The sequence below is a fragment of the Jiangella muralis genome (assembly GCF_001270745.1).
GTDB classification, from domain to species: Bacteria; Actinomycetota; Actinomycetes; order Jiangellales; family Jiangellaceae; genus Jiangella; species Jiangella muralis.
In genome coordinates this window covers 1-22,623 of sequence record NZ_KQ434759.1, presented here as the reverse complement: position 1 = coordinate 22,623, position 22,623 = coordinate 1, and the positions used below count along the sequence as shown (strand labels likewise).

General features: G+C 73.6%; 24 protein-coding genes. 9 read left to right on the top strand and 15 right to left on the bottom strand.

From position 1 onward, the window contains the following. Positions 1-56 precede the first annotated feature (56 nt). Positions 57-1,295, top strand: a complete 1,239-nt coding sequence (locus ACW62_RS16505) for a phosphotransferase (protein ID WP_205629403.1) — start codon at positions 57-59, stop codon at positions 1,293-1,295. On the opposite strand, the gene ACW62_RS16500 is transcribed toward ACW62_RS16505, so the two are convergent. From ACW62_RS16500 to ACW62_RS35285, 4 genes are all read right to left on the bottom strand, one after another. Next, positions 1,279-1,776, bottom strand: coding sequence for a hypothetical protein (locus ACW62_RS16500; RefSeq protein WP_053205217.1), 498 nt, complete (start codon positions 1,774-1,776; stop codon positions 1,279-1,281). The genes ACW62_RS16505 and ACW62_RS16500 overlap by 17 nt on opposite strands. Positions 1,777-1,915: 139 nt before the next feature. Further along, positions 1,916-2,623, bottom strand: coding sequence for a response regulator transcription factor (locus ACW62_RS16495; protein ID WP_053205216.1), 708 nt, complete (start codon positions 2,621-2,623; stop codon positions 1,916-1,918). After that, positions 2,620-4,068: a sensor histidine kinase gene (locus ACW62_RS16490; protein WP_205629402.1), complete on the bottom strand. Its 1,449-nt coding sequence runs from the start codon at positions 4,066-4,068 to the stop codon at positions 2,620-2,622. Before ACW62_RS16490 ends, ACW62_RS16495 begins: the two co-directional genes overlap by 4 nt. A gap of 29 nt (positions 4,069-4,097) precedes the next feature. After that, a complete protein-coding gene (locus ACW62_RS35285) occupies positions 4,098-4,442 on the bottom strand; it encodes a hypothetical protein (RefSeq protein WP_205629401.1) in 345 nt (114 codons plus the stop codon). A 151-nt stretch (positions 4,443-4,593) separates the two neighbouring features. Here ACW62_RS35285 and ACW62_RS16480 point away from each other — a divergent pair, with 151 nt between their 5' ends. Then, positions 4,594-5,385, top strand: coding sequence for a CPBP family intramembrane glutamic endopeptidase (locus ACW62_RS16480; protein WP_053205214.1), 792 nt, complete (start codon positions 4,594-4,596; stop codon positions 5,383-5,385). Between the two features lie 5 nt (positions 5,386-5,390). On the opposite strand, the gene ACW62_RS16475 is transcribed toward ACW62_RS16480, so the two are convergent. The 3 genes from ACW62_RS16475 to ACW62_RS16465 form a co-directional block, all read right to left on the bottom strand. Continuing rightward, positions 5,391-5,783, bottom strand: a complete 393-nt coding sequence (locus ACW62_RS16475; protein ID WP_053205213.1) for a DUF3052 family protein — start codon at positions 5,781-5,783, stop codon at positions 5,391-5,393. Then, positions 5,780-6,562 carry a CPBP family intramembrane glutamic endopeptidase gene (locus tag ACW62_RS16470; RefSeq protein WP_205629400.1) on the bottom strand — a complete coding sequence of 261 codons (783 nt, stop codon included), beginning with the start codon at positions 6,560-6,562 and terminating at the stop codon, positions 5,780-5,782. Before ACW62_RS16470 ends, ACW62_RS16475 begins: the two co-directional genes overlap by 4 nt. 100 nt (positions 6,563-6,662) lie before the next feature. Continuing rightward, positions 6,663-8,402, bottom strand: coding sequence for an ATP-binding protein (locus ACW62_RS16465; RefSeq protein WP_157574803.1), 1,740 nt, complete (start codon positions 8,400-8,402; stop codon positions 6,663-6,665). A 123-nt stretch (positions 8,403-8,525) separates the two neighbouring features. Here ACW62_RS16465 and ACW62_RS16455 point away from each other — a divergent pair, with 123 nt between their 5' ends. Together ACW62_RS16455 and ACW62_RS16450 are read left to right on the top strand one after the other, a co-directional pair. Continuing rightward, positions 8,526-9,347, top strand: coding sequence for a helix-turn-helix transcriptional regulator (locus ACW62_RS16455; RefSeq protein WP_053205210.1), 822 nt, complete (start codon positions 8,526-8,528; stop codon positions 9,345-9,347). 44 nt (positions 9,348-9,391) lie between these two features. Continuing rightward, on the top strand, positions 9,392-10,150 hold the full coding sequence (locus tag ACW62_RS16450; RefSeq protein ID WP_053205209.1) for a glucose 1-dehydrogenase: 759 nt from the start codon (positions 9,392-9,394) through the stop codon (positions 10,148-10,150). A gap of 70 nt (positions 10,151-10,220) precedes the next feature. Here ACW62_RS16450 and ACW62_RS16445 read toward each other — a convergent pair whose 3' ends face one another. Then, entirely contained in the window at positions 10,221-10,646 is a 426-nt protein-coding gene (locus tag ACW62_RS16445; RefSeq protein ID WP_053205353.1) for a hypothetical protein, read from the bottom strand. Positions 10,647-10,741: 95 nt separating this feature from the next. Then, positions 10,742-12,076 carry a hypothetical protein gene (locus tag ACW62_RS16440; RefSeq protein ID WP_053205208.1) on the bottom strand — a complete coding sequence of 445 codons (1,335 nt, stop codon included), beginning with the start codon at positions 12,074-12,076 and terminating at the stop codon, positions 10,742-10,744. Positions 12,077-12,179: 103 nt separating this feature from the next. Between ACW62_RS16440 and ACW62_RS16435 the strand changes: the two genes are divergently transcribed. The 3 genes from ACW62_RS16435 to ACW62_RS16425 all read left to right on the top strand — a co-directional run bounded on the left by ACW62_RS16435 (position 12,180) and on the right by ACW62_RS16425 (position 17,136). Further along, positions 12,180-13,472 carry a CehA/McbA family metallohydrolase gene (locus ACW62_RS16435; RefSeq protein ID WP_053205207.1) on the top strand — a complete coding sequence of 431 codons (1,293 nt, stop codon included), beginning with the start codon at positions 12,180-12,182 and terminating at the stop codon, positions 13,470-13,472. A 52-nt stretch (positions 13,473-13,524) separates the two neighbouring features. Continuing rightward, positions 13,525-15,450, top strand: coding sequence for an FG-GAP-like repeat-containing protein (locus ACW62_RS16430; RefSeq protein ID WP_053205206.1), 1,926 nt, complete (start codon positions 13,525-13,527; stop codon positions 15,448-15,450). A 105-nt stretch (positions 15,451-15,555) separates the two neighbouring features. Continuing rightward, entirely contained in the window at positions 15,556-17,136 is a 1,581-nt protein-coding gene (locus ACW62_RS16425; RefSeq protein WP_053205205.1) for an alkaline phosphatase D family protein, read from the top strand. Here the strand turns inward: ACW62_RS16425 and ACW62_RS16420 are convergent. From ACW62_RS16420 to ACW62_RS16405, 4 genes are read right to left on the bottom strand one after another with little or no spacing between them, the layout of a single operon-like run. After that, complete coding sequence (locus ACW62_RS16420) at positions 17,133-17,738, bottom strand: energy-coupling factor transporter transmembrane component T family protein (protein WP_157574801.1); 606 nt, start codon at positions 17,736-17,738, stop codon at positions 17,133-17,135. The two genes, ACW62_RS16425 and ACW62_RS16420, sit on opposite strands and share 4 nt — an antisense overlap. Further along, positions 17,735-18,871, bottom strand: a complete 1,137-nt coding sequence (locus tag ACW62_RS16415) for a thiolase family protein (RefSeq protein ID WP_053205204.1) — start codon at positions 18,869-18,871, stop codon at positions 17,735-17,737. Before ACW62_RS16415 ends, ACW62_RS16420 begins: the two co-directional genes overlap by 4 nt. After that, positions 18,868-20,127, bottom strand: a complete 1,260-nt coding sequence (locus tag ACW62_RS16410) for an AMP-binding protein (RefSeq protein WP_053205203.1) — start codon at positions 20,125-20,127, stop codon at positions 18,868-18,870. Before ACW62_RS16410 ends, ACW62_RS16415 begins: the two co-directional genes overlap by 4 nt. 12 nt (positions 20,128-20,139) lie before the next feature. Next, the gene (locus ACW62_RS16405) at positions 20,140-20,760 is read right to left on the bottom strand and encodes a biotin transporter BioY (protein ID WP_053205202.1); all 621 of its coding nucleotides are present in this window, start codon (positions 20,758-20,760) and stop codon (positions 20,140-20,142) included. Between the two features lie 162 nt (positions 20,761-20,922). On the opposite strand from ACW62_RS16405, the gene ACW62_RS16400 reads away from it, so the two are divergent. After that, the gene (locus ACW62_RS16400; protein ID WP_053205201.1) at positions 20,923-21,468 is read left to right on the top strand and encodes a methylated-DNA--[protein]-cysteine S-methyltransferase; all 546 of its coding nucleotides are present in this window, start codon (positions 20,923-20,925) and stop codon (positions 21,466-21,468) included. 7 nt (positions 21,469-21,475) lie between these two features. Here ACW62_RS16400 and ACW62_RS16395 read toward each other — a convergent pair whose 3' ends face one another. Together ACW62_RS16395 and ACW62_RS16390 are read right to left on the bottom strand one after the other, a co-directional pair. Next, positions 21,476-21,877 carry a type II toxin-antitoxin system VapC family toxin gene (locus ACW62_RS16395; RefSeq protein ID WP_053205200.1) on the bottom strand — a complete coding sequence of 134 codons (402 nt, stop codon included), beginning with the start codon at positions 21,875-21,877 and terminating at the stop codon, positions 21,476-21,478. Continuing rightward, positions 21,874-22,170: a type II toxin-antitoxin system Phd/YefM family antitoxin gene (locus tag ACW62_RS16390; protein WP_053205199.1), complete on the bottom strand. Its 297-nt coding sequence runs from the start codon at positions 22,168-22,170 to the stop codon at positions 21,874-21,876. The genes ACW62_RS16395 and ACW62_RS16390 overlap by 4 nt, the downstream gene beginning before the upstream one ends. Positions 22,171-22,224: 54 nt before the next feature. Here ACW62_RS16390 and ACW62_RS16385 point away from each other — a divergent pair, with 54 nt between their 5' ends. After that, entirely contained in the window at positions 22,225-22,440 is a 216-nt protein-coding gene (locus ACW62_RS16385; RefSeq protein WP_053205351.1) for a hypothetical protein, read from the top strand. Positions 22,441-22,623 lie beyond the last annotated feature (183 nt).

Genomic DNA, 22,623 nt, shown 5'->3' with positions numbered 1-22,623 from the left:
AGCCGTCTCATCTCCGGTTCATGTCCGGCTCATCGTCGGCCGTCAGGCTGGCCCGCGTGCCCGGACCGTCCACCGACCCCGGCCTCGCGCTGCTGACCGGCCCGTCCGTCCCCGACATCCTCGACGCGGCCCTGACGCCGGCCGGGGCGTCGCTGCTCGGCTGGACCCTGCGCGACGTCGACCACCGGCCCGGCGACCGCACGACCGCCTCCTACGTCGTCCGCGCGTCGTGGGCGGACGGCGAACGGGAGGAGACGTTCGCCGCCTCGGTGTCGGGCGTGCGGCCGCCGGGCGGGCTCGTCGTCACCGACGGCGACCGGTACGTCCAGGTGTGGCGGTTCCCGTACGACCCAGAACTGCCGGGCCTCGCGGCCGCCTGCTTCCCGTCGACCGTCGGCGACCTGCTCAAGGGCCTCGGGCTGTCTCCGGACGGCGTCCAGCTGCGGGTGGTCGCGTACCGGCCGCGCAAGCGCGCCGTCATCGAGGTCGTGACGGAGCGGCACCGGGTGTTCGTCAAGGTGCTGCGGCCGGCCCAGGTCCGCGACGTCGACAGCCGGCACCGGGTGCTGACGGAGGCCGGCGTGCCGGTGCCGCGCAGCCTCGGCTGGAGCGACGACGGGATCATCGTGCTGGCGCCGCTGCGCGGGACGCCGCTGCGGACCGCCCTGGAGTCCGGCGCGACCACGCTGCGCGCCCCCGCCGAGCTGGTCGCGCTGCTGGACCGGCTGCCGGCCGAGGTGGCCGGCCTGCCGAGGCGGGCGCCGTGGTCGGCGCACGCGTCGCACTACGCCGGGGTCGTCGCGGCCGCGGCGCCGTCGCTGGGGCCGCAGGCGCGCTCGCTGGCCGACGCGTTGGCCCACGGCCTGGCCGCGTTCCCGGACGGCGACGAGCCGACCCACGGCGACTTCTACGACGCCCAGTTGTTCGTCGAGCACGGCGGGGTCAGCGGGCTGCTCGACATCGACACCATCGGCCCCGGCCGCCGCGCCGACGACTTCGGCTGCCTGCTCGCGCACCTCTCCGTCCTCGCCTCCGGCCCGTTCGACGCCGCGGCGGGAGCACACGCGGCGTTGACCGAGTGGCTGCCCGTGCTGTCGCGCCGGGTCGACCCGGCCGAGCTCCGGCTGCGTGCCGCCGGAGTGACGTTGTCGCTGGCCACCGGACCGTACCGGGCCCAGGACCCGGACTGGGAGCGGGCCACCGCCGACCGGCTGGAGCTGGCCGAGCGCTGGCTCGACGCGGCGTCGGCGGGCGGTCCGGGCGCGGCTGAGAACGCTCTCATGCGGCTCTCCTGAAGCCTTCATGCGCGGCCGCGATGCTCGTAGCTGTCAGAACAAGACGCTCCGGCGTCCAGTACAGGAGGACAACGATGAAGCTCCAGAAGAAGACGTGGCTCGCGGTCGGCACCATGGCGGCGCTCGGCCTCGGCGCCGGCAGCGCGGTCGCCGCGCCCATCCTCAACGGGGCACAGGCGCCGGCCGCCGACGTGTCGTCGGGCTCCTCGGCGCCGTCGTCGGCGAACTCCGCGAACTCGGCGAGCTCCCCCGCGGACCCGGCCAGCGCGAACACGGCCAGCTCGGCCGGCACCGCCGACTCGCCGGCCGACCCCGCCGACCCGGCCTCCGCCACCTCGGCGAACTCGCCCGCCGACCCGGCCTCCGCGACCAGTGCCACGACGCCGAACAGCCCGGCCGACCCCGCGTCCGCCACCTCGCCGGCCAGCCCGTCGACGCCGGACAGCGCCTCGTCCGCCGGCTGACCCGGGGCGCGCGGCAAACGATCAGGTGATGTACCGGCCCGATTCGCGCCGGCTACGTCATCTGATCGTTTCGCGTCCACATGCTGAAGATGATCAGGTGACCGACACGCCGCCGCAACCGGCCGGTACGTCACCTGATCGTTCCCACCGCGGCGATCAGGTGACCTGGCGGCTGGGCTCAGGCGGGCCGGACTCCTCGTCGTCGGGGCTGACGAGGCGGTAGCCGATGCCCCGCACCGTCACGAACCGCTCGCTGCCGAGTTTGCGCCGCAGGTACCGCACGTACACGTCGACGACGTTGGAGCCGGGGTCGAAGTCGTAGCCCCAGACCCGGCTGAGCAGTTGCTCGCGGCTGAGCACCTGGCCCGGATGCCGCAGGAACGTCTCCGCCAGCGCGAACTCGCGCGCCGACAGCTCCACCGTCCGCTCGTCGACGGTCGCCCGCCGGGTGCGCAGGTCCAGTGACAGCCCGCCGTGGTGCAGGACCATCGCCTCGGGGGCGCGGTCCTCGCGCAGCCGCAGCCGGATCCGGGCCAGCAGCTCCTCGAACCGGAACGGCTTGGCCATGTAGTCGTCGGCGCCGCCTTCGAGGCCGGCGACGGTGTCGGTGATGGAGTCGCGGGCGGTCAGGATGATGACGGGCAGCTCGTTGCGGGCCTCGCGCAGCTGCCGCAGCACCGCGAACCCGTCGATGATGGGCAGCCCGATGTCGAGGATGACGAGGTCGAAGCCGCCGGTCATCGCGTAGTCGAAGGCGCCGCGGCCGTCGCCGACCACGGTCGGCGTCATGCCGGCGGCACGCAGCCCCTTCTCGATGAACGCCGCGATGCGCGGTTCGTCCTCGGCGATCAGGATCCTGCTCATCTAGCTTCCTCCTCCACGAGGTCGTCGGCCGCCGCGGCGCCGAACAACGGCAGCGCGACGGTGAAGATCGCACCGTCGCCGGGCCGGCTGTCGACGGTGACGGTGCCGCGATGCGCCTCGGCGATCGCGCGGACGATGGCCAGTCCGAGGCCGGAGCCCTCGACGCCGCGGCCGACGTCGGCGCGGGCGAACCGGTCGAAGATGCGGTCGAGGTCGTCGGCGGCGATGCCGGCGCCGGTGTCGCGGACCCACAGCCGCACCTCGGCGCCGGTGAGCGCGCTGCCGACGGCGATGACGTCGCCCGGCGCGGTGAACTTCACGGCGTTCGAGATCAGCTGCAGCAGCGCCTGGGTGATCCGCTGCGGGTCCAGCGCCACGGTCGCCGTCACCCGGGCGTCGACGCGCCACTGCCGGTCGGCGAGGGTCCGGGCCTTGTCGAGCACCTCGTCGACCAGGCGGTCCAGCTCGACCGGGCGCGGGTGGACGAAGTCGGGCCGGCTGGACTTCGCCAGCATGACGAGGTCGTCGACCATGCGGCGCATGCGGTCCAGCTCGTCCAGGACGAGGACGCGGACCTCCTCGACGTCGGCGGGGTCGGCGGAGTCCATCAGCTCGAGGTGACCGCGGATGATCGTGATCGGGGTGCGCAGCTCGTGCCCGGCGTCGTCGAGGGCGTCGCGCTGGCCGGCGAAGGCCAGTTCCAGCCGGTCCAGCATGTCGTTGAACGTGCGGGCCAGCGCGGAGATGTCGTCGGTCCCGGTGACGGGGATGCGCCCGGACAGGTCGGTGTCGCTGATCTGCTGGGCGGTGTCGCGCAGCAGCCGGATCGGCCGCAGCAGCCGGCCGGCGACCAGCCAGCCGACGGCGCCGACCATCGCCAGCGACGTCATGGCGACGATCGCGAACGTCTTGTACGCGTCGACGACCTCGGCCTGCTCCATCTCGCGGGCGTAGGCGATGACGTAGAGGCCCTGCGCGGGGTCGCCGGGCACGGTGACCGGCACCGTCACGTACCGCAGCTGCCCGAGCGTCTCGGTGTCGACCGAGTGCGGCCGCACCCGGGTGGTGCCACCCTGGCCGGCGACCAGCGCCACGAACCCGGGGTCGTCCTCCAGCCGGACGCTGACGCCGCTGGCGGGCTCCCAGGCGACCTCACCGTCGACCAGCGCGAGCAGGCCCTCGTCGCGGTCGGGCACGTTGCGCTGCAGGACGACCTCGAGGAAGCGGTCGACGGTGGTGAAGGCGCTGCCGGTCGCGGGGTCGATGCCGTCCTCGGCGAACTCGCGGAACTCCCCGACCTCCTGCGCGATGTTGTCGTCGATGCGCGCGTCGACCCGTTCGCGCTGGACGAGGAATGACGTCACTCCGGCCACCAGCATGCCGACCGCCGCCACTCCCAGCACCGCGGCCAGCACCCGGGTCCGGACGGCGACCCGGACGCGCACTCCGCCGGCCGCGTCATCTCGTACCTGGCTCAGTCGTCATCAACCCCGTCGTCGCCACCGTCGTCGCCGTCGTCATCGCCGTCGTCGTCGCCGTCGTCGTCTCCGGGACGCACCGGCGGCGGCGGCTCGACCGGCTGGCCGCCGGTGTCGTCGGGCGGCGGGGTGGTGGCGGTCGGCGTCGGGGTGGTCGGGGTCGGGGTGGGCGTCGACGGCCCGCGCGTCGGCTCCTGGCCGTCAGAGCCGGCCGGGCCCACGTCGACCGGCCCGCCGAAGTCGTCACCGGTCGACGGCGTCGCCAGCATGGCGCCCACACCGAAGATCCCGGCGGCCACGACCGCCAGGGCGGAGATGGTGAGCGCGGCCGCCGACTTCATGCTCAGCATGGTCGGCAGGCCCGGCGAGAGCAGGATGAGACACCGATGAGAGGTCTCTCATCCGCGGCGACGTCCATCCACGGAGTGTGCCACCGTCGGCGTGTCAGCGCAGCCGCGTCACGTCGCCGCCCCGAGACACTACAGTTCGATCATGACCGGCCGTGACCTGCCCGTCTGGGGCTTCCTCGCCGTCGTCGTCGGCTACCTGGCGATCATCCAGGGCGGCGGCCTGCTCGCTGCCGAGATCGCCGGCATCGAGGCCGACGAGGCCTTCACCACGGCATCCAACGTCATGATCACCATGTGGATACCGCTCGGCGCCGCGCTGGTCTTCACCTACGCCGTGGTCGGCGTGCTGGGCTGGTGGCGGCCGGTGCTGACGGACGACCGGCCGGTCCGGCGCTGGGTGTGGGCGGTGCCCATCGTGCTGATGGCCGCCATCGTGCTGGCCATCGACTACGCCGACCTGCTCGACAAGAGCGTCGTCTTCGTCCTCACCCTGTTCGTGGCCACGCAGTTCGTCGGCTGGGGCGAAGAGGGCATGTTCCGCGGCATCGGCGTGACCACGCTGCGGCGGCGCGGCCTGCGCGAGGGGCAGGTGGCACTGTGGTCCAGCCTGATCTTCGGCGCCGTGCACCTGTCGAACCTCATCGGCCGCGGGCCGGGCGCCATCGGGCAGGCGGTGGCGGTGAGCTTCGCCGGGTACTTCTTCTATCTGATCCGCCGGGTGTCGGGCGGCAACGTCCTGAACTCGGTGTTGCACGGCCTGTTCGACTTCGCGCTGCTGTCCGGGACGGCCATCCTCATCGGCCAGGACGCCTACCCGGGCGCCGTGGCCGCCATCGCCGCCTACATCGTGCTGGCGGTGCTGCTGCTCGTCCGCCGCCACCGCATCGAGCCGGTCCCGGCCTCGACGGGGATGGTTCCGGATCCCCCGCGGTGACGGCGTCAGCGGTTCTCCTTGCGGATCACCAGCTTCAGGCCGGACCACACCGCGTCGATGGCGCACACCTTCACGTCGACCAGGCCGCGCGGCAGCGCCACCTCCCGCACGACGTCCTCCGTGACGTCCGTCGGGACCTTGCTGGCCCGCTTCGGCCAGGCCACCCACACCGCGCCGGCGCGCTCGATGCGGTCCTGGTGGGCGGGGAGGTCGCGGTCGAGCGTGGCACGGTCGCGGACGAACGCGAGCACGACGTCGTAGCGGCCGGGCCCCGCGCGGTGGTCGGGCCGGACGCCGTCGAGCGCGAACCCGTCGGGCGCGCCGTCGAACAGCACCCGGTGGCCCGGCTCGATGCCGAGCTTGCGCACCAGCGGCGTCCCCGAATACCCCGTCGTCACGGCAGCCCCAGCTCGTCGGCGAACAGGTCGTAGCCGACGAACGAGACGATGTCGAGGATCGAGTGCGCCACCACCAGCGGCATGACCCGTCTCGTCCGGTGGTAGAAGTACCCGAACACGACGCCCATCAGCATGTTCCCGATGGCCATGCCGTACCCCTGGTACAGGTGGTACGAGCCGCGCAGCACCGCGCTCGTCGCGATGATCGCCGGCAGCTCCCAGCCCAGCTGCTTCAGCCGCGTCATCAGGAACCCGACGACGATGACCTCCTCGACCACCGCGTTCTGCAGCGCCGACAGGACCAGCACCGGCACCGTCCACCAGTACGCGCCCAGCGTGCTCGCCTGGATCGACACGTTCATGTCCAGCGCGTGCCCGAGGAAGTAGATGCCCAGCCCCGGCAGCCCGATGACGGCCGACAGCCCGGCGCCGAACAGCAGGTCGCGGCCCGGCTGGGCGAGGTCGAAGCCGATGCGCTTCAGCGCCGACCGGCCCGGTCCGGACAACAGGTACAGCGCCAGCGCGACCGGCACCAGCGCGAACCCGATGGACAGCAGCTGGTAGGTGAGGTCGAGGTACTCGCGCACGCTGCGGGACGCGTTCAGCGTGGCGGTCTGCTCGCTCAGCCGCTCCGGCCGGGTCAGCCGCGCGATCAGGCTGACGACGGCGTAGACGGCGGACTGCCCCAGCGACAGCCCGAGCACGATCCAGATCTCCGCGGTCAGCCGCCGCCTGGACGTCGTCTCGACGCCCGCCGCGGGCAGGTCCTGGGTCACCACCGTTCGAGCCTAGTATAGCGCCGGCCGCGAGGTCCCTGGCAGCGGCGAGGCCCACGAGGGAAAGGAACCCAGCGGCGTTCCCTGAGGCTGGGCCTAATGCTCAGCTGCTGACGGGGCGGTAGAAGAACCCGCGGCCGCTGCGGTTCGGGCGCCCTGGTTCCAGCTGGCCCTGCCGCTCGAGTTCGGTCAGCAGCTTCCCGGCGTAGTTCTGCGCCACCCCGGCCAGGTCGGCGATCTCTGTCGACGAGACCCGCCCTCTGGCCCGCGCCCACTCCAGGATCATGCGCTGGCGCGCCTCGCCCTGCCGGTAGCCCAGCCGATACTCCAGCGTGTCGCGAACGAGGTCGGACAATCGCCAGGCTGCGGGTTCGCCGACGGGAACTCCGGCCACTTCGGTCACGAGGCGGCCCACGAAGGCGGCCTCGGCCAGCCGGCCGATGGCGGCACGCGCTTCCGCTTCTCCGCGTTGGATCACCGGCGCCGCCCGCCGCGAGTCGATCCAGCCATGGCGGCACAGGTGATCCAGCATCAGGAGGAGGTCGACGTCGCGGGCCAGTGTCTTCGGCGAGATGTCGGCCAGGAACTCGATCCAGAACTCATCAGGCGGTCCGCCCAGGAGAACCGCCCGGACATACGGTCCGGGCAACTCGGAGATCTCCGGTCGCTCGTGGCCCAAGGCGAGCATGGCCGCGACCATTCGGTCGACACCGATGCCTTCACGCTCCGCGAGCCGGAGCGATGCCGCTGCCTCCGCCAACGCCCGGTATCGAGGCGCCGACGGATGGGTGATGATGTTCTCTGGCGTGATGCCCGCGATGAATCCGCCGGGCGAGGTGACCGTGAGGGTGTCGCCGACATGCTCGACCACCACCGGTGCGTCCGTGGACCAGTCACGGTGGATCACCCCGTTCACGATCGCCTCGCGGACGGCGGACTGTGGGAGCCTGCGGACCTGACCGCGGACGAGCCCGTCGGGGATCTGCACGAGCGCGTTCGCGGCCGCAGCCGCGGTCTCGACCTCGGCCAACTGGGAGAGCAACGGTCCGTCTCGCCGGATCCGGATGGTGCTGTCACCGCCGGGATGATCGCGCCGCATGTAGTCGATCGCCGGTGCGTTCGTCCGCACGAAGAGCAGCGCGCCGGCATTGGTCAGCCGGCCGTCGCCGTCGACGACGTTGAGCCGGCGCAACAGGTCGCTGTCCGTCGCCGCGGCGAGGTCGGCCGCGGCCGGATCGCTGCCGGCCTGGCCGAGGAAACGCCGGGCTACCTCAACGGCACTGGGCTGGACGTCGTCGAGTCGGAAGCCCGACTGCTGCGCAGACCAGTCGAACCCGCCTCGATGCAACCGACCGGCCATCCAGGTCGCCGCGTCGACCTCGACGCAGTGATCGGCGACCCGCCAGTGGATCCGGCCGTTCGAGCGGATCGGCTCCACCGCTTCCGGCGGCCGAAGGATGAGAAGACGAGTCCCAGCCAGGTCTCCGACCCTGATGTCCACGGTCAGGCGCCGGTCGCTGAGCTGGAAGATGCGATGCCGCAGCCACTCCTCGTTCAGCTCCGTGCCGATGCGCCGGCCGTCGTCGGCTATGCCCAGGATGAGGGCGCCTGCACCCGGGGTGTTCGCGATACACGACAGCTCCCCGACGAGGTATCGCGCGGCCTCCTCATTCTCTGGTCGACCAGGGAGAACCGTGCCTCCGTGGCCACGGCGGCCCGGTTCTTCCTTCACGTCGACGTTGAGCAGCTCGATGTCGCGAGGGGCACGCCCGGCCGACAGCCCGTCGAGGACTCGCTGCAACTGAGCCTCGACGGGGTCCGGCCCGAGAAAGTGGAACGACACAGCCCCTCCCTGGACGCGAGTTACACTTTCTTAGTAAAAAGTGTAACCAGAGCCTAGGGCAGGGCTTCACGGTTCCACTTTGCGACACACCGGGATCCAGCGGCCACGGCTACCGTGGAGAGCATGGCCAGCGAGTCTCCCGCGCCGACGCTGATCCGCCGCGACCAGTTGCGCGACTTCCTGCGCACGCGCCGGGCCCGGCTCACGCCCGGTGACGTCGGACTGGTCGCGGTGGGCCGGCGCCGCACGCCGGGGCTGCGGCGCGAGGAGGTAGCGGTGCTGGCCGGTGTCGGGGTCTCCTGGTACACCTGGCTCGAGCAGGGCCGCGACATCAACGTCTCGGCCGAGGTGCTCGACGCCATCGGCCGCGCGCTGCGGCTGAGCGAGCCCGAGCGCGCGCACCTGTACCTGCTGGCCGGTCTCAACCCGCCGCCGTCCGGCGCGAGCCGCGACACCGTGGTCCCGCCCGAGCTGCGGCAGCTGCTCGACGCGTGGGTGCCGCGGCCGGCGCTGTTGCGCGACCGATATTGGAACCAACTGGCGGTCAACGACGCCGCCCGGACGATGCTCGGCTACGACGACACGGGCCACAACTGCCTCGTCACGTTCTTCACCAGCGCCCGCTACCGCGACCTGCGGGTGCACTGGGCGTCGGTCGCGCCGTCCGTCGTGGCGGCCTTCCGGGCCGACGCGGCCCGCGCTCCCGGCGATCCGGAGTTCGCCCGGCTGGTCGGCGACCTCAGCGCCGTCAGCGCCGAGTTCGCCGAGCTGTGGGCGCGGCACGACGTGGGCGTCCCCATCCAGGCGGTGAAGGCGGTGCGCCATCCCGAGGCCGGCGACCTGTTCTTCGACCTGACGACCCTGGCCGTGACTGACCGCCCGCACTGGTACCTCGAGCTGTACCACCCGCGCGCCGGCACCCTGGTGGTGCCGGACCCCGGATAGCTGCGCACTGGTCGCGCCGCACCGTGGCCGCAACGCTGGGTGACATGACGCAGCACTACTCCCGATTCGACGGCAGGGTCGCCCTCGTCACCGGCGGCACCAGCGGCATGGGGCTGGCCACCGCGCGCCGGTTCCTCGCCGAGGGCGCCCACGTGGTCATCACCGGTCGCGACCAGAGCCGGCTCGACGCCGCGCTCGACGACCTCGGCGGCTCGCGGCGCGTGCTCGCGGTGCGCGCCGATGTCGCGAACCGCGCCGACCTCGACGCGCTGGCGGCCGCCATCGGCGACCGGCACGGACGGCTCGACGTGGTCTTCGCCAACGCGGGCGTGGCCGCGTTCCAGCCGGCCGCCGACGTCACCGAGGCCGAGTTCGACCGCGTCGTCGGCATCAACCTCAAGGGGGTGTTCTTCTCCGTCCAGACGACGGTTCCGCTGCTGTCCGAGCGGGCGGCGATCGTGATCAACGCCTCGTGGACGCGGCACCGCGGCCTGGCCGGCGCCAGCATCTATGCAGCCACCAAGGCGGCGGTGCACAGCTTGACGCAGACCTTCGCGGCCGAGTTGGCGCCCCGGGGCGTCCGCGTCAACTCCGTGAGCCCCGGCTACATCGAGACCCCGATGTTCCACGACAACGTGAGCGCCGAGGCGCAGGCCGCCGTCGTCGGCCGGATCGCCGCGGGCCGCGCCGGCAGCGCCGACGAAGTCGCCGCCGCGGTCACGTTCCTCGCCTCCGATGCCGCGTCCTACGTCAACGGCCAGGACCTCGTCGTCGACGGTGGCCTGGTCACCGTCGTCCCGTAGGGAGCCGGGCGTGCACCGGCCCCGGCGCGGGCTCAAGCACGCCGGGGCCGGAGGCCTCGCGGTGACGGCGTCAGCGGCGGGCCCGCTTCAGGCCCGTGTACTGGAGGACGACGAAGACGGCGATCATCGCGGCCTGCAGCAGGATCCACATCGCCCCGGCGGTGGTCGGGTCGAACCAGCCGGCCGCGATGACGATCACGCTGTCGATCGCCCAGACGGCGTTCAGCACGATGATCGCGCCGACCCACAGCACCGGCGCCGCCCGCCGCGTCGACACGAAGAACACGAACGCGCCCATGACGACCAGCAGCGCCCCGGCCGGGTACAGCAGCGCCGTCGGCAACCCCAGCTGGTCGCCCACCCATCCCGCCGCGAGCACGTACACCAGCCCGTTCAGCGCCGTCACGATGCCGTCGAACTCCAGCGTCCAGCGCAGCAGCGGCGTCTCGCGGATGCGGGCGACGGCGGGGGTACGAGTGGCAGTGTCTGCGGCCATGGTGACCAGCTCCTTCGTGATGTCGTTCGGACACCACGACCGTCGCCCGGACGGCACTGCCAAGCACATACCCGGCACTGCCAAGTGCTGCCAGTTCAGCCGGTCCGGGTGCGCAGATCGTGCGCGACGACGCGGGCGGCGGCGTTCTGCCAGTTGTAGAGCGTCCGTTCGGGGACGTACCGGCGCAGCCAGTCGAACGCCCGCCGCGAGGTGTCGTCGAGGCCGCTGAGGTCCGGCTGGCGGCGGTACGGGCGGATCCCGGCGACGTACGGGAAGTAGAGGGCGTTGAAGTGCCGCCACTCCTCGCTGGTGCCGAAGTCGGCGTCGCGGGGGCGGAGCCGCTCGATGCTCTCCAGCAGCAGCGCCTTCAGCTCGGTCGCGCGGTCCAGGGCGTGTCCGTCCCGGCCGCCGCGAGCCAGCCGGGCGTCGACGGCGGGCAGGGCGAGCAGCGGGCTGGACACCAGCTTGCCGAGGTCGCCGTAGTTGCGCAGCGCGTCGCGGACCAGCCGCACGAACGCGTCGTCGTCGAGGTCGTCGAGGTGGTGGCGCGCGTCGCGGCGGGGCAGCGCGTCGGACGCGTCGCGCAGCTCTGACCGGGACGCCCGCAGCGCCGGCGTCCCCGCGAACGCCAGCCGGTCGACGGCCGCCTGGACGGCGCTGGCCAGCGTCACAACGGCGATCGCGGCGCCGACGACGCCGAAGGCGAGTGCCCGCAGCGCGTCGTCCGCGTCGCCCGGCCCGTCGCCCGACGCCAGCGTGACCAGCCCGACCTGCCCGCCGAACACCGCGGCCGCGAGCAGCGCCCCGACGGCGGATCGCCGCAGGTCCGCGCCGAGCGCCTCGCCCGACTCCAGCGCGTTCGTCACCGCGACGACGACGCCGAGCACGACGAGGTCCACCCCGACGGCCGCGAGCACCAACCAGTCGGGCAGCCCGCCCATCGGCACCAGCACCGCCACCGCGCCGAGCCCGAACAGCAGCGTCGCCAGCACGACGACGCCCTGACGCAGCTCCAGCGGCCCGGTCCGCGCGCGCAGCACCAGCCAGAGCGCCGCCGCCAGCGGCAGCAGCACCAGCACCGCCGTCAGCGGCTCCCAGCCGCCGCCGGCGACCGCGGCCGCCACCAGTTCGGCCAGGCCCAGCGGCAGCACGACGAACCGCCACGCCCGCTCGGCCGGCGCCCGCCACGGCGCGCCGTCAGGCAGCAGCGCGAGCAGCACACCGGTCCAGATCAGCGCCGGCAGCCCGGCGAGCACGTACCCCAGCGCGTCGACGACGGACCCGTCGAACGGCGCCATCGCCAACGCGAGCGCGTACGACACCAGGCCCAGCCCGGCGCGGCGCATCGCGGAGTCGGCGGGGTCGCGACCGGCGAGGTAGAGCCCCAGCCACCACGCGACGGCGAACGCCGCAACCGCCAACACCAGCACGAGAGGAGGCTAACGGCTGGAACTAAGGTGGGGGCGAGCCGGTGTTCCGACGCCGCACACCTCGGCTTCCCTGCTGGTGACGACGGAGGGTTGGGATCGCTGTATGAGTGACTCGGAACACGAGCATCGGCACGTGCCCGCGCCGGGCCGTCGTGGCATCCTCGCCGGGGCCGGCGGTCTGATCCTGGCCGCCGACGCGGACGGCGCCGCCGCCGGAGTCACCCGCACCGCGACCGGCCAGCCGGGCGCCGCCCGCGCGTCGCGGATCACCCGCGGCCGCACGCTCGTCCACGCCGACCTGCACAACCACACCATGCTCTCCGACGGCGCCGGCGACCCCGCGCTGGCGTACGAGTCGATGCGCTCGGCCGGCCTCGACGTCGCGGCGCTCACCGACCACGCGACGCTGTCCGACGGCGTGCTCAGCATCCTCGACCCGCTGCTGCCCGACGGCGTCAACCGCATCACCGGGCTGAGCCGCAGCGGCTGGAGCCGGACCCGCGACCTCGCCGACGCCGCCGACGAGCCGGGGGTGTTCACCGCGATCCGCGGCTTCGAGTGGACGAACCCGCTGCTCGGCCACGTCAACGTGTGGTTCACCGACGACTACACCGACGTGCTCGACGCCACGCTGATGGGCGGCTTCTACCGCTGGCTGACCCGCCAGGACGGCTTCCTCGGCCTCGGTGACGGCGGCGCCGACGGGCTGGCCGGGTTCAACCACCCGGGTCGCGAGCCGGGCCGGTTCAACGACTTCCGCTACGAGCCGGCGGCGCACGACCAGCTGGTCAGCCTGGAGATGTTCAACCGGTACGACGACTATCTGTTCGAGGGCTGGGCCAAGGGCGTCAGCTCACCGCTGGTGACCTGCCTGAACGCCGGCTGGCGGCCCGGGCTGTCCGGCGTCACCGACGAGCACGGCACCGACTGGGGCTACCCGGAGGGCAAGGGCCGCACCGGCATGTGGGTCACCGAGAACACCCGCGAGGCGGTGTTCCAGGCGATGACGGAGCGGCGGTTCTTCGCCACCTGCGTCTCCGGCCTGCGCCTCGACGCGACGGCCGACGGCGTGCCGATGGGCGGCTCGATCCGGCGCGCCCGCGGCGACATCCACTTCGCCGTCGACCTCGACCGCGGCGCGGACTGGTCCGGCCGCCGCCTCGACCTCCAGGTCCTCCGCCCCGGCGACGGCGTCCCGGTCGTCGCCGACGTCGTCGAGGCCGCCGCCGGCCGGGTCACCCGCTTCACCGTCCCCCTGGATGCCGACGACGGCGACTGGGTGGTGTTGCGCGTCTCGGACCCGTCCCGGCCCAACGGCACCCCCGGCCCGGACGGCCACCCCTGCAACGACTTCGGCGTCGCCTACTCCAGTCCCTGGTGGCTCGACCCCGCCTGAGCGACGAACTACCGGCAAAGCCGTCGAACCGGTACATTTCGCCCTCGTGTCCATGCATCCCCGGAACGTAGGCGTCCTCGCCATCCTGGCCCTGGCTGCTGCCGGGCTCACCACCGTGCCGGCCAGCGGGAGCGACGCCGCGCCCCCCGATGCCGAGCCCGCCGGGACCACGGTTGAGACCATCGCGCTGGACGATCTCCTCGCGGCCGGCGGGACGGCGAGGGCGGGCGACGCCACCGTCGGCACCGGCACGATCGAGACCCCCGCGTTCGACGTCGCCGCCGTCACCTGGCCGGCCGCCGAGGGCGCGTCGGACATCCACATCAACGTGCGGGCGCGCGGCCCCGAGGCGTGGTCGCCGTGGTACGCGGTGCACGACGACGGCCACGCGCCGGACGCGGACACGGCCGAGGCGGAGGGTGCCCGGCGCGGCACCGACCCGGTGATCCTGCCCGGCTCCGAGGCGATCGAGATCCGCGTCGAGGCGCCCGGCGGCGAGGTCCCCGCGGGCCTCGAGCTCACGCTGATCGACCCGGGCGAGGCGGCGGCCGACACGGCGGCGGAGCCGGCCGACGCGGCGACGACGCTGCAGCGGACGCCGGCCGCTGCTCGCGACGGCGCGCCCAGACCGGTCATCCACAGCCGGGCCGCCTGGGGTGCCGACGAGTCGCTGCGCGAGCAGACCGACCCGCTCTACGGCGACGTCCAGGGCGGCTTCGTGCACCACACGGCCGGCACCAACGACTACACCGAGGCCGAGGTGCCCGCGATCCTGCGCGGCATCTACGAGTACCACGTCGTCGGCCGCGGCTGGCGCGACATCGGCTACAACTTCTTCGTCGACCGGTTCGGCCGCATCTGGGAGGGCCGCTGGGGTGGTATCGACCGCGCCGTCGTCGGCGCCCACGTCGAGGGCTACAACAGCTACTCGGTGGGGGTGGCCGCGCTCGGCGAGTTCACCGCGACGCAGCCCGGGCAGGCCGTCCTCGACGCCTACGCCCGGCTGTTCGCCTGGAAGCTCGGCCTGAACGACGTCGACCCGCACGGCACGTTCGCCTACCCGGGCCAGCAGACGCTGCCGACCATCGCCGGGCACCGCGACGGCGGCGCGACCGAGTGCCCGGGCGAGCTGCTGTACGCCCGGCTGGGCGAGATCCGCGACGGCACCGCCGCCCTCCTGGACCAGCCGCCGGTCGCGGACCACGACTTCGACGGAGACGGCAAGACGGACATGGTGGCGCGCGAGGACAACGGCAGACTGTTCTTCTTCCCCGGCCGGGGCAACGGCACCTTCGCCGCCCGCATCCAGATCGGCACGTTCACGACCTGGGGCAAGTACACGGCGATGACCAGCGTCGGCGACCTCGACAATGACGGCAACGCCGACATGGTCGCGCGCGAGAACACCGGCAAGCTGTACTTCTTCCCCGGCCGCGGCAACGGCACGTTCGGTGCGCGCGTCCAGATCGGCACCCTCACCACCTGGGGCAAGTACACCGCCATGACGGGGATGGGCGACCTCAACGGCGACGGCAACACGGACATGGTGGCGCGCGAGAACACCGGCAAGTTGTACTTCTTCCCCGGCCGCGGCAACGGCACCTTCGCCGCCCGCATCCAGATCGGCACCTCGACGACCTGGGGCAAGTACACCGCCATGACCGGCGTCGGCGATCTCAACGGCGACGGCAACACGGACATGGTCGCGCGCGAGAACACCGGCAAGCTGTACTTCTTCCCCGGCCGCGGCAACGGCACCTTCGCACCCCGCATCCAGATCGGCACCCTCACCACCTGGGGCAAGTACACCGCCATGACCGGCGCCGGCGACTTCAACAACGACCAGATCCCCGACGTGGTCGCCCGGGAGAACACCGGCAAGCTGTACTTCTTCCCCGGCCGCAACAACGGCACCTTCGCACCCCGCATCCAGATCGGCACCTCCACGACCTGGGGCAAGTACACCGCCATGCTGTGAGTGACGGGGACTTCACCGGGGCGACGCCGGACGTTCATTCCGGCCTTGACCCCTAGTCGGGACAGCTGTGATGGGATCGGACATCCCCACGTCCCGGAGGTCGCCGTGCCCGCATCGCCGTCCACCCTCGACCGCCGCCGGTTCCTCGCCCTGACCGGCGGCGGCGCGCTGACGTTCACCGCCGCGCTGGCCGGGTTCTCGGCCGCGCCGGTCCGCGCGAACCCGGTGTTCCGCGCCAACCCGTTCACGCTCGGTGTCGCGTCGGGCGATCCGGCGCCGGACGGGGTGGTGTTGTGGACGCGGCTGGCGCCGGACCCGCTGGCGGCCGACGGCAGCGGCGGGATGGCGCAGCGGGCGGTCCCGGTGCAGTGGCAGCTCGCCCGCGACCCGCGGTTCCGCGAGATCGAGCGATCCGGCACGGTCCGGGCGACGCCGGAGCTGGGGCACTCGGTGCACGCGGAGGCCGATGGGCTGGAGCCGGGCCGCGACTACTGGTACCGGTTCCGCGCCGGCAGCGAGCTGAGCCCGGTCGGCCGCACCCGCACCGCCCCTGCCACCGACGCGAGTCCCAGCCAGGTCCGCTTCGCCTACGCCAGCTGCCAGAACTACTCGGAAGGCCACTTCACCGCCTACCGCCACCTGGCGGAGGAGGACGTCGACCTCGTCGTGCAGCTGGGCGACTACATCTACGAGGGCGGCGGCGCCGGCACCATCGGCCGCGCCCACCTGCCCGCCGTCGAGTGCCACTCGCTGACCGACTACCGCGTCCGCTACAGCCAGTACAAGACTGACCCCGACCTGCAGGCCGCGCACGCCGCCGCGCCATGGGTCGTGGTGCTCGACGACCACGAGATCGACAACAACTGGGCCGACGACGTCGACGGCGGCGGCGTGGGCGGCGAGGTCTTCCGGGCCCGCCGCATCGCCGCGCTGAAGGCGTACTACGAGAACATGCCGCTGCGCCGCGCGTCGATGCCGGTCGGCCCGGACATGCAGCTGTACCGGCGGCTGCGCTACGGCACGCTGGCCGACTTCAACGTCGTCGACACCCGCCAGTACCGCGACGACCAGGCCTGCGGCGACGGCCGGCAGATCGACTGCGCCGACCGCCTGGACCCGGCCCGGACGATGCTCGGCGACGCGCAGGAGGCGTGGCTGCTGGACGGGCTGGCGGACTCGCGGGCGACGTGGAAGGTGCTGGCGAACCAGATCTTCATGATGCAGGCCGACCACGAGGCCGGCCCGGTGCAGGCGTTCGGCATGGACACCTGGGACGGCTACGCGGCGGCCCGGACCCGGCTGCTCGACGGCGTCCGCGAGCGCGACGTGGACAACTTCGTCGTGATCACCGGCGACGCGCACCGCTCCGTGGCCGCCGATCTCAAGGCGAACTTCGACGACCCCGGCTCGGCGACGGTGGGCGCCGAGTTCCTCGCGACGTCGATCAGCGCGGGCGGCGACGGCGTCGACCAGGACCCGCTCGGCGCCGTCTGGCTGGCCGAGAACCCGCACATGAAGTTCCACAACGTCCAGCGCGGCTACGCCACCTGCACCCTGACGCCGGATGCCTGGCGCACCGATTACCGCGTCGTCCCGTACGTCCGGCAGCCGGGCGCACCGGTCAGCACCCGGGCCAGCGTCACCGTCGAGGCCGGCGTGCCGGGCATCGCCCAGGTCTCGGGCTAGTCGTCCAGGCCCCGCGCGGCCAGCGCCTCGCCCATCGCGTCGGCGTGCCGCAGCACGCCGACGACGAGCGGGACGGCGAACGCGCGGACGCTGCGCTCGCGGCCACGGGCCCAGCGCGCTTCCCGGATGCGCCCGGCGATCCCGGCGACGACCGGGACGCTGCGCAGCGTGAGCGACATCAGCAGCGAGACGCGGGCCGGGTCGACGCCGAACCGGCGCAGCGGCCGCAGCCCCCGTTCCAGCGCCGCCATCAGGGCCGTCGTCCGCGTCGTCAACGTCACCAGCGCGGCCAGCGCGACCGCGAGCACCAGCCGGCCCGTCAGCGCGACCGCCGTCGGAAGGTCCGCGATCAGCACCTGCACCACCAGCAGCACGACCACCAGCCAGCGCAGCGGCCGCAGCTGCCCCCACGCGGCCCGCACGTCGATCCGGGCCAGCGCGTACAGTCCCACGACCACGACGGCGGCCAGACCGACGAGCGGCAGCGACCGCGCGAACACCAGCGCCGTGCACCCGACGGCCAGCAGCGCCAGCTTCAGCCCGGCCGGCGCGCGGTGCACCGGCGACGTCCCGGCCACGTAGGCGCCGGTCAGCAGCGTCACCGAACCACCTCGAACAGCCCGGCCACGCCCATCCCGCCGCCGATCGCCGCGGTCGCCAGGCCCAGCGTCCCGGCCGGCGCGCCGCCCCGGACCAGCCGCGCGAACAGCCGCACGACGACGACGGCGCCCGACGCGCCCCACGGGTGCCCGAGCGCCAGCGCGCCCCCGTCGGCGCAGACGGTGCCCGCGTCGGGCCCGAGCGGGTCCAGCCCGAGCGCGTCGGTGACGGCGAGCACCTGGCCGGCGAACGCCTCGACGATCTCGACGGCGGCGACGTCGCCCAGCGCGACCCGCGCGGAGGCCAGCACCCGCTGCACCGCCGGCGCCGGGCCCCAGCCGGGCAGCCGCGGGTCGCAGCCGACGACGGCGCCGGCCACCAGCCGCAGCCCCGGCCGTCCGGCCCGCAGGTCGTCGCCGGTCAGCGCGACGACGGCGGCGCCGTCGCTGTTGGCGCACGAGTTGCCGACGGTGACGGAGCCGCGCGGGACGAACGCGGGCGGCATCCGGGCCAGAACGGCCGGATCGAGCGGCCGCGGCCGGTCGTCGCGCTCCAGCCCGCCGACCGGCACCAGTTCGGCGTCGAACCGGCCGGCGTCGCGGGCCAGCAGCGCCTTCCGGTGGCTGGCGGCGGCGTAGGCGTCCTGCCGGCCGCGGGTAACGCCGCGGCGGCGGGCGAGGTCGTCGGCGGCGGCGCCCATGTCCGGGTCACCGAACTCGGGCGGGGTGAACGGCGCGCGGTCGTACGGCCCGGCCGCACCGACCCGCTGCGGAGCCGTCGACGCACTCTCGGCGCCGCCGGCCAGCACCAGCCGCGCCTCGCCGGACCGGATCGCCTGCCCGGCCTGCAGAATCGCGGCCAGCCCGCTGCCGCACTGCCGGTCGACGGTGACGCCCGGCACGGCGACGTCGAACCCGGCGGCCAGCGCCGCGACCCGCGCGACGTTCCCGCCCGGGCCCATGCAGTTGCCGAGCACGACGTCGTCGACCGGACGCATCGCGGTGAGCGGCCACACGTCGTCGACGACCGCCGACAGCACCGGCGCGGCCAGCTGGTCGACGGTCACCTCGCGCAGCGCCTTCCCGGCGGTCCCGATGGGCGTGCGCCGCGCCGCGACCACGACCGGCGCGGTCACGTCAGCGGCCGGGCAGGCAGGGCGGCGACCAGCGCACGAGCCGGCTTGCCGGACGACGTGCGCGGCAGCTCGTCGACGGCGAGCCAGCGGCGCGGTCGCTGGGCCGGCGTCAGGCGCGCGCGGGCGGTCGCCTCCAGCACGGCCCGCCGCACCCCGTCGCCCTGCACGACGGCGGCGACCACCTGGCCGAGCCCGGCGTGCGGCAGCCCCAGCACGACAACGCCCTCGACACCGGGCACGGCGGCCAGCACCGCCTCGACGTCCTCCGGCACGACGGTCGCGCCGCCGGTGAGGATCGCGCCGTCGCCGCGTCCACGCAGCACCAGCGGGCCGGCGGCGTCCGCGGCCAGGTCGCCGACCGTCGCCCACCCGTCCGCGTCGCGGCGCAAGGGCCCGGCCGCCGCGCCGACGTACCCGTGCGCCAGCCACGGCGAGCGCACCCACACCTCGCCCGCCCGCAGCTCGATCTCGACGCCGTCGAACGGCCGCAGCCCGGTCCCGTCCGGGTCGACGGCGACGAAGGACAGCTCGGTGGCGCCGTAGTAGGCGACCACGCCGACACCCGCGTCCGCCGCGCGCTCGCGCAACGCCGTGCCCAGCGCGGCGCCGCCGACCACCGCCGTCCGCAGCCGCTCCGGCCGCGCGTCCAGCACCGCCGCCAGCCGGTGCGGCACCAGGTGGACGACATCGGCGTCCGGCGCAGCCGCCAGCAGCGATGGAACCGACCAGTCACCGGTCAGCCGCACCGTCGCACCGGCCGCCAGCGCGTGCGCCGCCGCGAACGCCGTCAGCGACCACGACAACGCACCCGGCACCAGCACGGTGTCGGCGGCGGTGACCCCGGTGAGCCGGTCAGTCGCGGCGAACGACCCGGTCCACGACGAGCGCGACCGGACCACCACCCGCGGCCGCCCGGTGCTGCCGGACGTGAACCCGGCCCAGGCGAGGTCGTGCGCCCCTGCCTCGTCGACGACGTCCGGCAGCGGCGCGAGCAACGCCCTCCGGTGTTCGGGCCGCCACGACGGGTCGCAGGACAGCGGGACCGCCCCGGCGGCGTCGGCCGCCAGCAGCCCGGTGAGCTGCGCGACCGGGTCGCCGTCCGGCAGCGGGACCAACGTGCCCGGCTTGACGTCCGGGCGGGCCCGCTCGGCGTGCCTCGCCAGCTGGGCGTAACTGCGCGTCGTGTCGCCGTAGCGGACGGCGACGCGGTGCGGTGCGGCGGCTGCGTGTGCCAAGACCTCGCGGAAGACCGGCATCGACGCAGCGTCTCAGGCCCGGCCGGAGCCGGTGTCGTCGCCCCCGGTACGGCCCTCCACCCGTTCCCGGCGAGCCGCCGGCGCCGCGTCCGGATAGGCCCGCTGCGCCCCCGACGCGACCAGCGCCGCGAACACCGCCTTGGCCGCATCGCCCGGGACGAACGCCAGCGACAGCTGGAACGTCTCCGTCAGCGGCACCCCCGTGACCGCCGACTGGACCGGGATGCCGATGGCCAGCGTCGTCGCCGCCCCGAGCAAGCACGCCACCAGCACCCAGTGCATCCCCGGGCGGCGCCCGGACCGCTCCACGATCAGCCCGACCACGAACGCCGATGCCACGAACCCGGCGAGGTAGCCGGCCGACGGCCCGGCGAACACGCCCAGCCCGCCCCGTCCGCCGGCCAGCAGCGGCAGCCCGACCGCGACCAGCGCGAGCAGCAGCAGTTGCGACAGCGCGCCCCGTTTCGCGCCGAGGATCGCGCCGGCCAGCAGCGGCCCCATCGACTGCAGGGTGACCGGGACCGCGTTGCCGAACAGGTGGAACGACCCCGGCAGCCCGAGGACGGCGGTCAGCGCCGCGAACGCGGCGATGCGTGCGAGATCGGCGGCCGGCAGCCGCGACCTTCCTGCCATCGAGTGCTCCTCCGACGTGCGTCCGCCGCGGGGACCCGCGGCGGTGTCCCTCCACTCTGGCCGACGAGCCGCCCCAGCACATAGTCGGCAATTCGCACCAGCCCCGCGGCTCCGGCTTGGTGGGCCTCCACAACAGCGACCCTGTCGGTGGGGGCGGGCAGAATGGACGGTGTGAGCGATGACGTGGCGGTCGGCGGGCTCGACACCCCGGTCGGCCGCATCAGCGTGGCCGTCACCCGCGACGGCCTCGCCGCCGTCGGCTGGGGTCGCCGGCTGGGTTCCGGCCGCACACCGGTGGTCGACGACCCCGCCCGGCTGGCGCCCGTCCTCACCCAGCTGGCCGAGTACTTCGCCGGCCGGCTGCGCTCGTTCGACGTCCCGATCGACTGGCGGCACGTCCCCGGCTCGGCGTCGGCCGTGGTGCTGCGCACGCTGCACGAGACCGTCGGCTACGGCTCGTCCGTCACCTACGGCGGGCTGGCCGAGCGCAGCGGCACCGGGGTGCCGGCCCGGGCCATCGGCGGCATCATGGGCGCCAACCCGCTCCCCATCGTCGTCCCCTGCCACCGGGTGCTGGCCAGCGACGGGCTGGGCGGCTACAGCGGCGGGTCGGGCGGCAACGGGCTCGAGGTCAAGCGCTGGCTGCTGACGCTCGAGGGCGTGCTGCCGCCCACGTTCGACTGGAGTCCCGCCGGCCTCACCGCCTGACGCCCACTCACCTGCCGGGCCGGAGGACTGTCATTCCGGCGTCCGTCGCAGCCTCCGCGAGCCGGTCGTCATAGGTCACCAGGGCATCGAGGTCGGCGTCGAGTACCCGAGCGGTCGCCAGGTGGATGGCGTCGAGCGAGCGGAGTTTCCGATCCGGCTCATCCATCGCACGCTCGACGATGTCGTCGTCGATCGCGATGAAATCGAAGGCCGTCAGCAGGTCACGCGCGTCCGGAAGCGCCGACGGGAGGACGCGGGCCACCGCGCGCACCACCTCGATGCGCAGGAGCGCCGAACTCACCCAGGAGTCGGAAGCATGAGCGTCGTAGAACGCCGCGAACGCCTTGGAGTGCTCTTCCTCTGCCAGCAGCTTCAACGCCGCCGACGTGTCGACGTAGTAGACGCTCACCAGCGCTCTTCGTCGCGCATCGCAGCGAGTGCCTCACCCAGCCGATTGGTACCGTCGGCGGGGCGCATCCGCGGCCGATACCCGGGGCGCTCGGCGGGCTGAACGCGGCCGGACTCGATCAGTTCGGCCAGGACGGGGCCAGGAGACCGGTCTTCCACGGGGACGATCCGGGCGATGAGCCGACCTCTCTCGGTCACATCGATGGTCTCGCCGCGACGTACCCGCGCCAGCACGGCGCCGGTGCTGTGGCGCAACTCGCGGAGCCCTACATGGTGGTCGGGAGCAGCCGTCATGGGGACGAATGTATCACAAAAATGTGACCCATCTCCGTGTCGTACGGTGTCGCGATGACCGACCAGCTCGCCGAAGACCCGTACGACTACCAGGTCACGAAGGCCGGACCCATCCGCGTCAGCCGCGGCGGCCGGGTCGTGGCGACCATCGGCGGGAACGCCGCCGACCGGCTGGCCGCCGCCCTCGACCGCGCCGCCGACGAGCGCGAGCGGCAGCTGCTGCTGGCCAAGATCACCGGCAACTACAAGCACGGCAACGAGCGCCGCTAGCGCCCGGACCTCGCCGCCGCCCGCCCAGCGCCCCCGCCGGCTGCCCGCCCGGCCGCCCGCCCGCTACCGCCCGCCCGGCGATGTTGATCTTGGAGTAACCCGCCTATTGCTGGGTGCTTTGCCCGGCGGCGTCCAGCGGTGTAAGCAACGGTTCATGCTGCTGCCGGTTTGGCGAGCAGCTCG

What these genes read in the sequence shown, in the direction of transcription:
- ACW62_RS35285 (WP_205629401.1), bottom strand. Translation starts at nt 4,442, where the DNA reads ATGAAGTCGGCGGCCGCGCTCACCATCTCCGCCCTGGCGGTCGTGGCC.
- ACW62_RS16480 (WP_053205214.1), top strand. Translation starts at nt 4,594, where the DNA reads ATGACCGGCCGTGACCTGCCCGTCTGGGGCTTCCTCGCCGTCGTCGTC.
- ACW62_RS16400 (WP_053205201.1), top strand. Translation starts at nt 20,923, where the DNA reads ATGGACGGTGTGAGCGATGACGTGGCGGTCGGCGGGCTCGACACCCCG.
- ACW62_RS16410 (WP_053205203.1), bottom strand. Translation starts at nt 20,127, where the DNA reads ATGCCGGTCTTCCGCGAGGTCTTGGCACACGCAGCCGCCGCACCGCAC.
- ACW62_RS16445 (WP_053205353.1), bottom strand. Translation starts at nt 10,646, where the DNA reads ATGGCCGCAGACACTGCCACTCGTACCCCCGCCGTCGCCCGCATCCGC.
- ACW62_RS16495 (WP_053205216.1), bottom strand. Translation starts at nt 2,623, where the DNA reads ATGAGCAGGATCCTGATCGCCGAGGACGAACCGCGCATCGCGGCGTTC.
- ACW62_RS16385 (WP_053205351.1), top strand. Translation starts at nt 22,225, where the DNA reads ATGACCGACCAGCTCGCCGAAGACCCGTACGACTACCAGGTCACGAAG.
- ACW62_RS16430 (WP_053205206.1), top strand. Translation starts at nt 13,525, where the DNA reads ATGCATCCCCGGAACGTAGGCGTCCTCGCCATCCTGGCCCTGGCTGCT.
- ACW62_RS16450 (WP_053205209.1), top strand. Translation starts at nt 9,392, where the DNA reads ATGACGCAGCACTACTCCCGATTCGACGGCAGGGTCGCCCTCGTCACC.
- ACW62_RS16455 (WP_053205210.1), top strand. Translation starts at nt 8,526, where the DNA reads ATGGCCAGCGAGTCTCCCGCGCCGACGCTGATCCGCCGCGACCAGTTG.
- ACW62_RS16405 (WP_053205202.1), bottom strand. Translation starts at nt 20,760, where the DNA reads ATGGCAGGAAGGTCGCGGCTGCCGGCCGCCGATCTCGCACGCATCGCC.
- ACW62_RS16390 (WP_053205199.1), bottom strand. Translation starts at nt 22,170, where the DNA reads ATGACGGCTGCTCCCGACCACCATGTAGGGCTCCGCGAGTTGCGCCAC.
- ACW62_RS16435 (WP_053205207.1), top strand. Translation starts at nt 12,180, where the DNA reads ATGAGTGACTCGGAACACGAGCATCGGCACGTGCCCGCGCCGGGCCGT.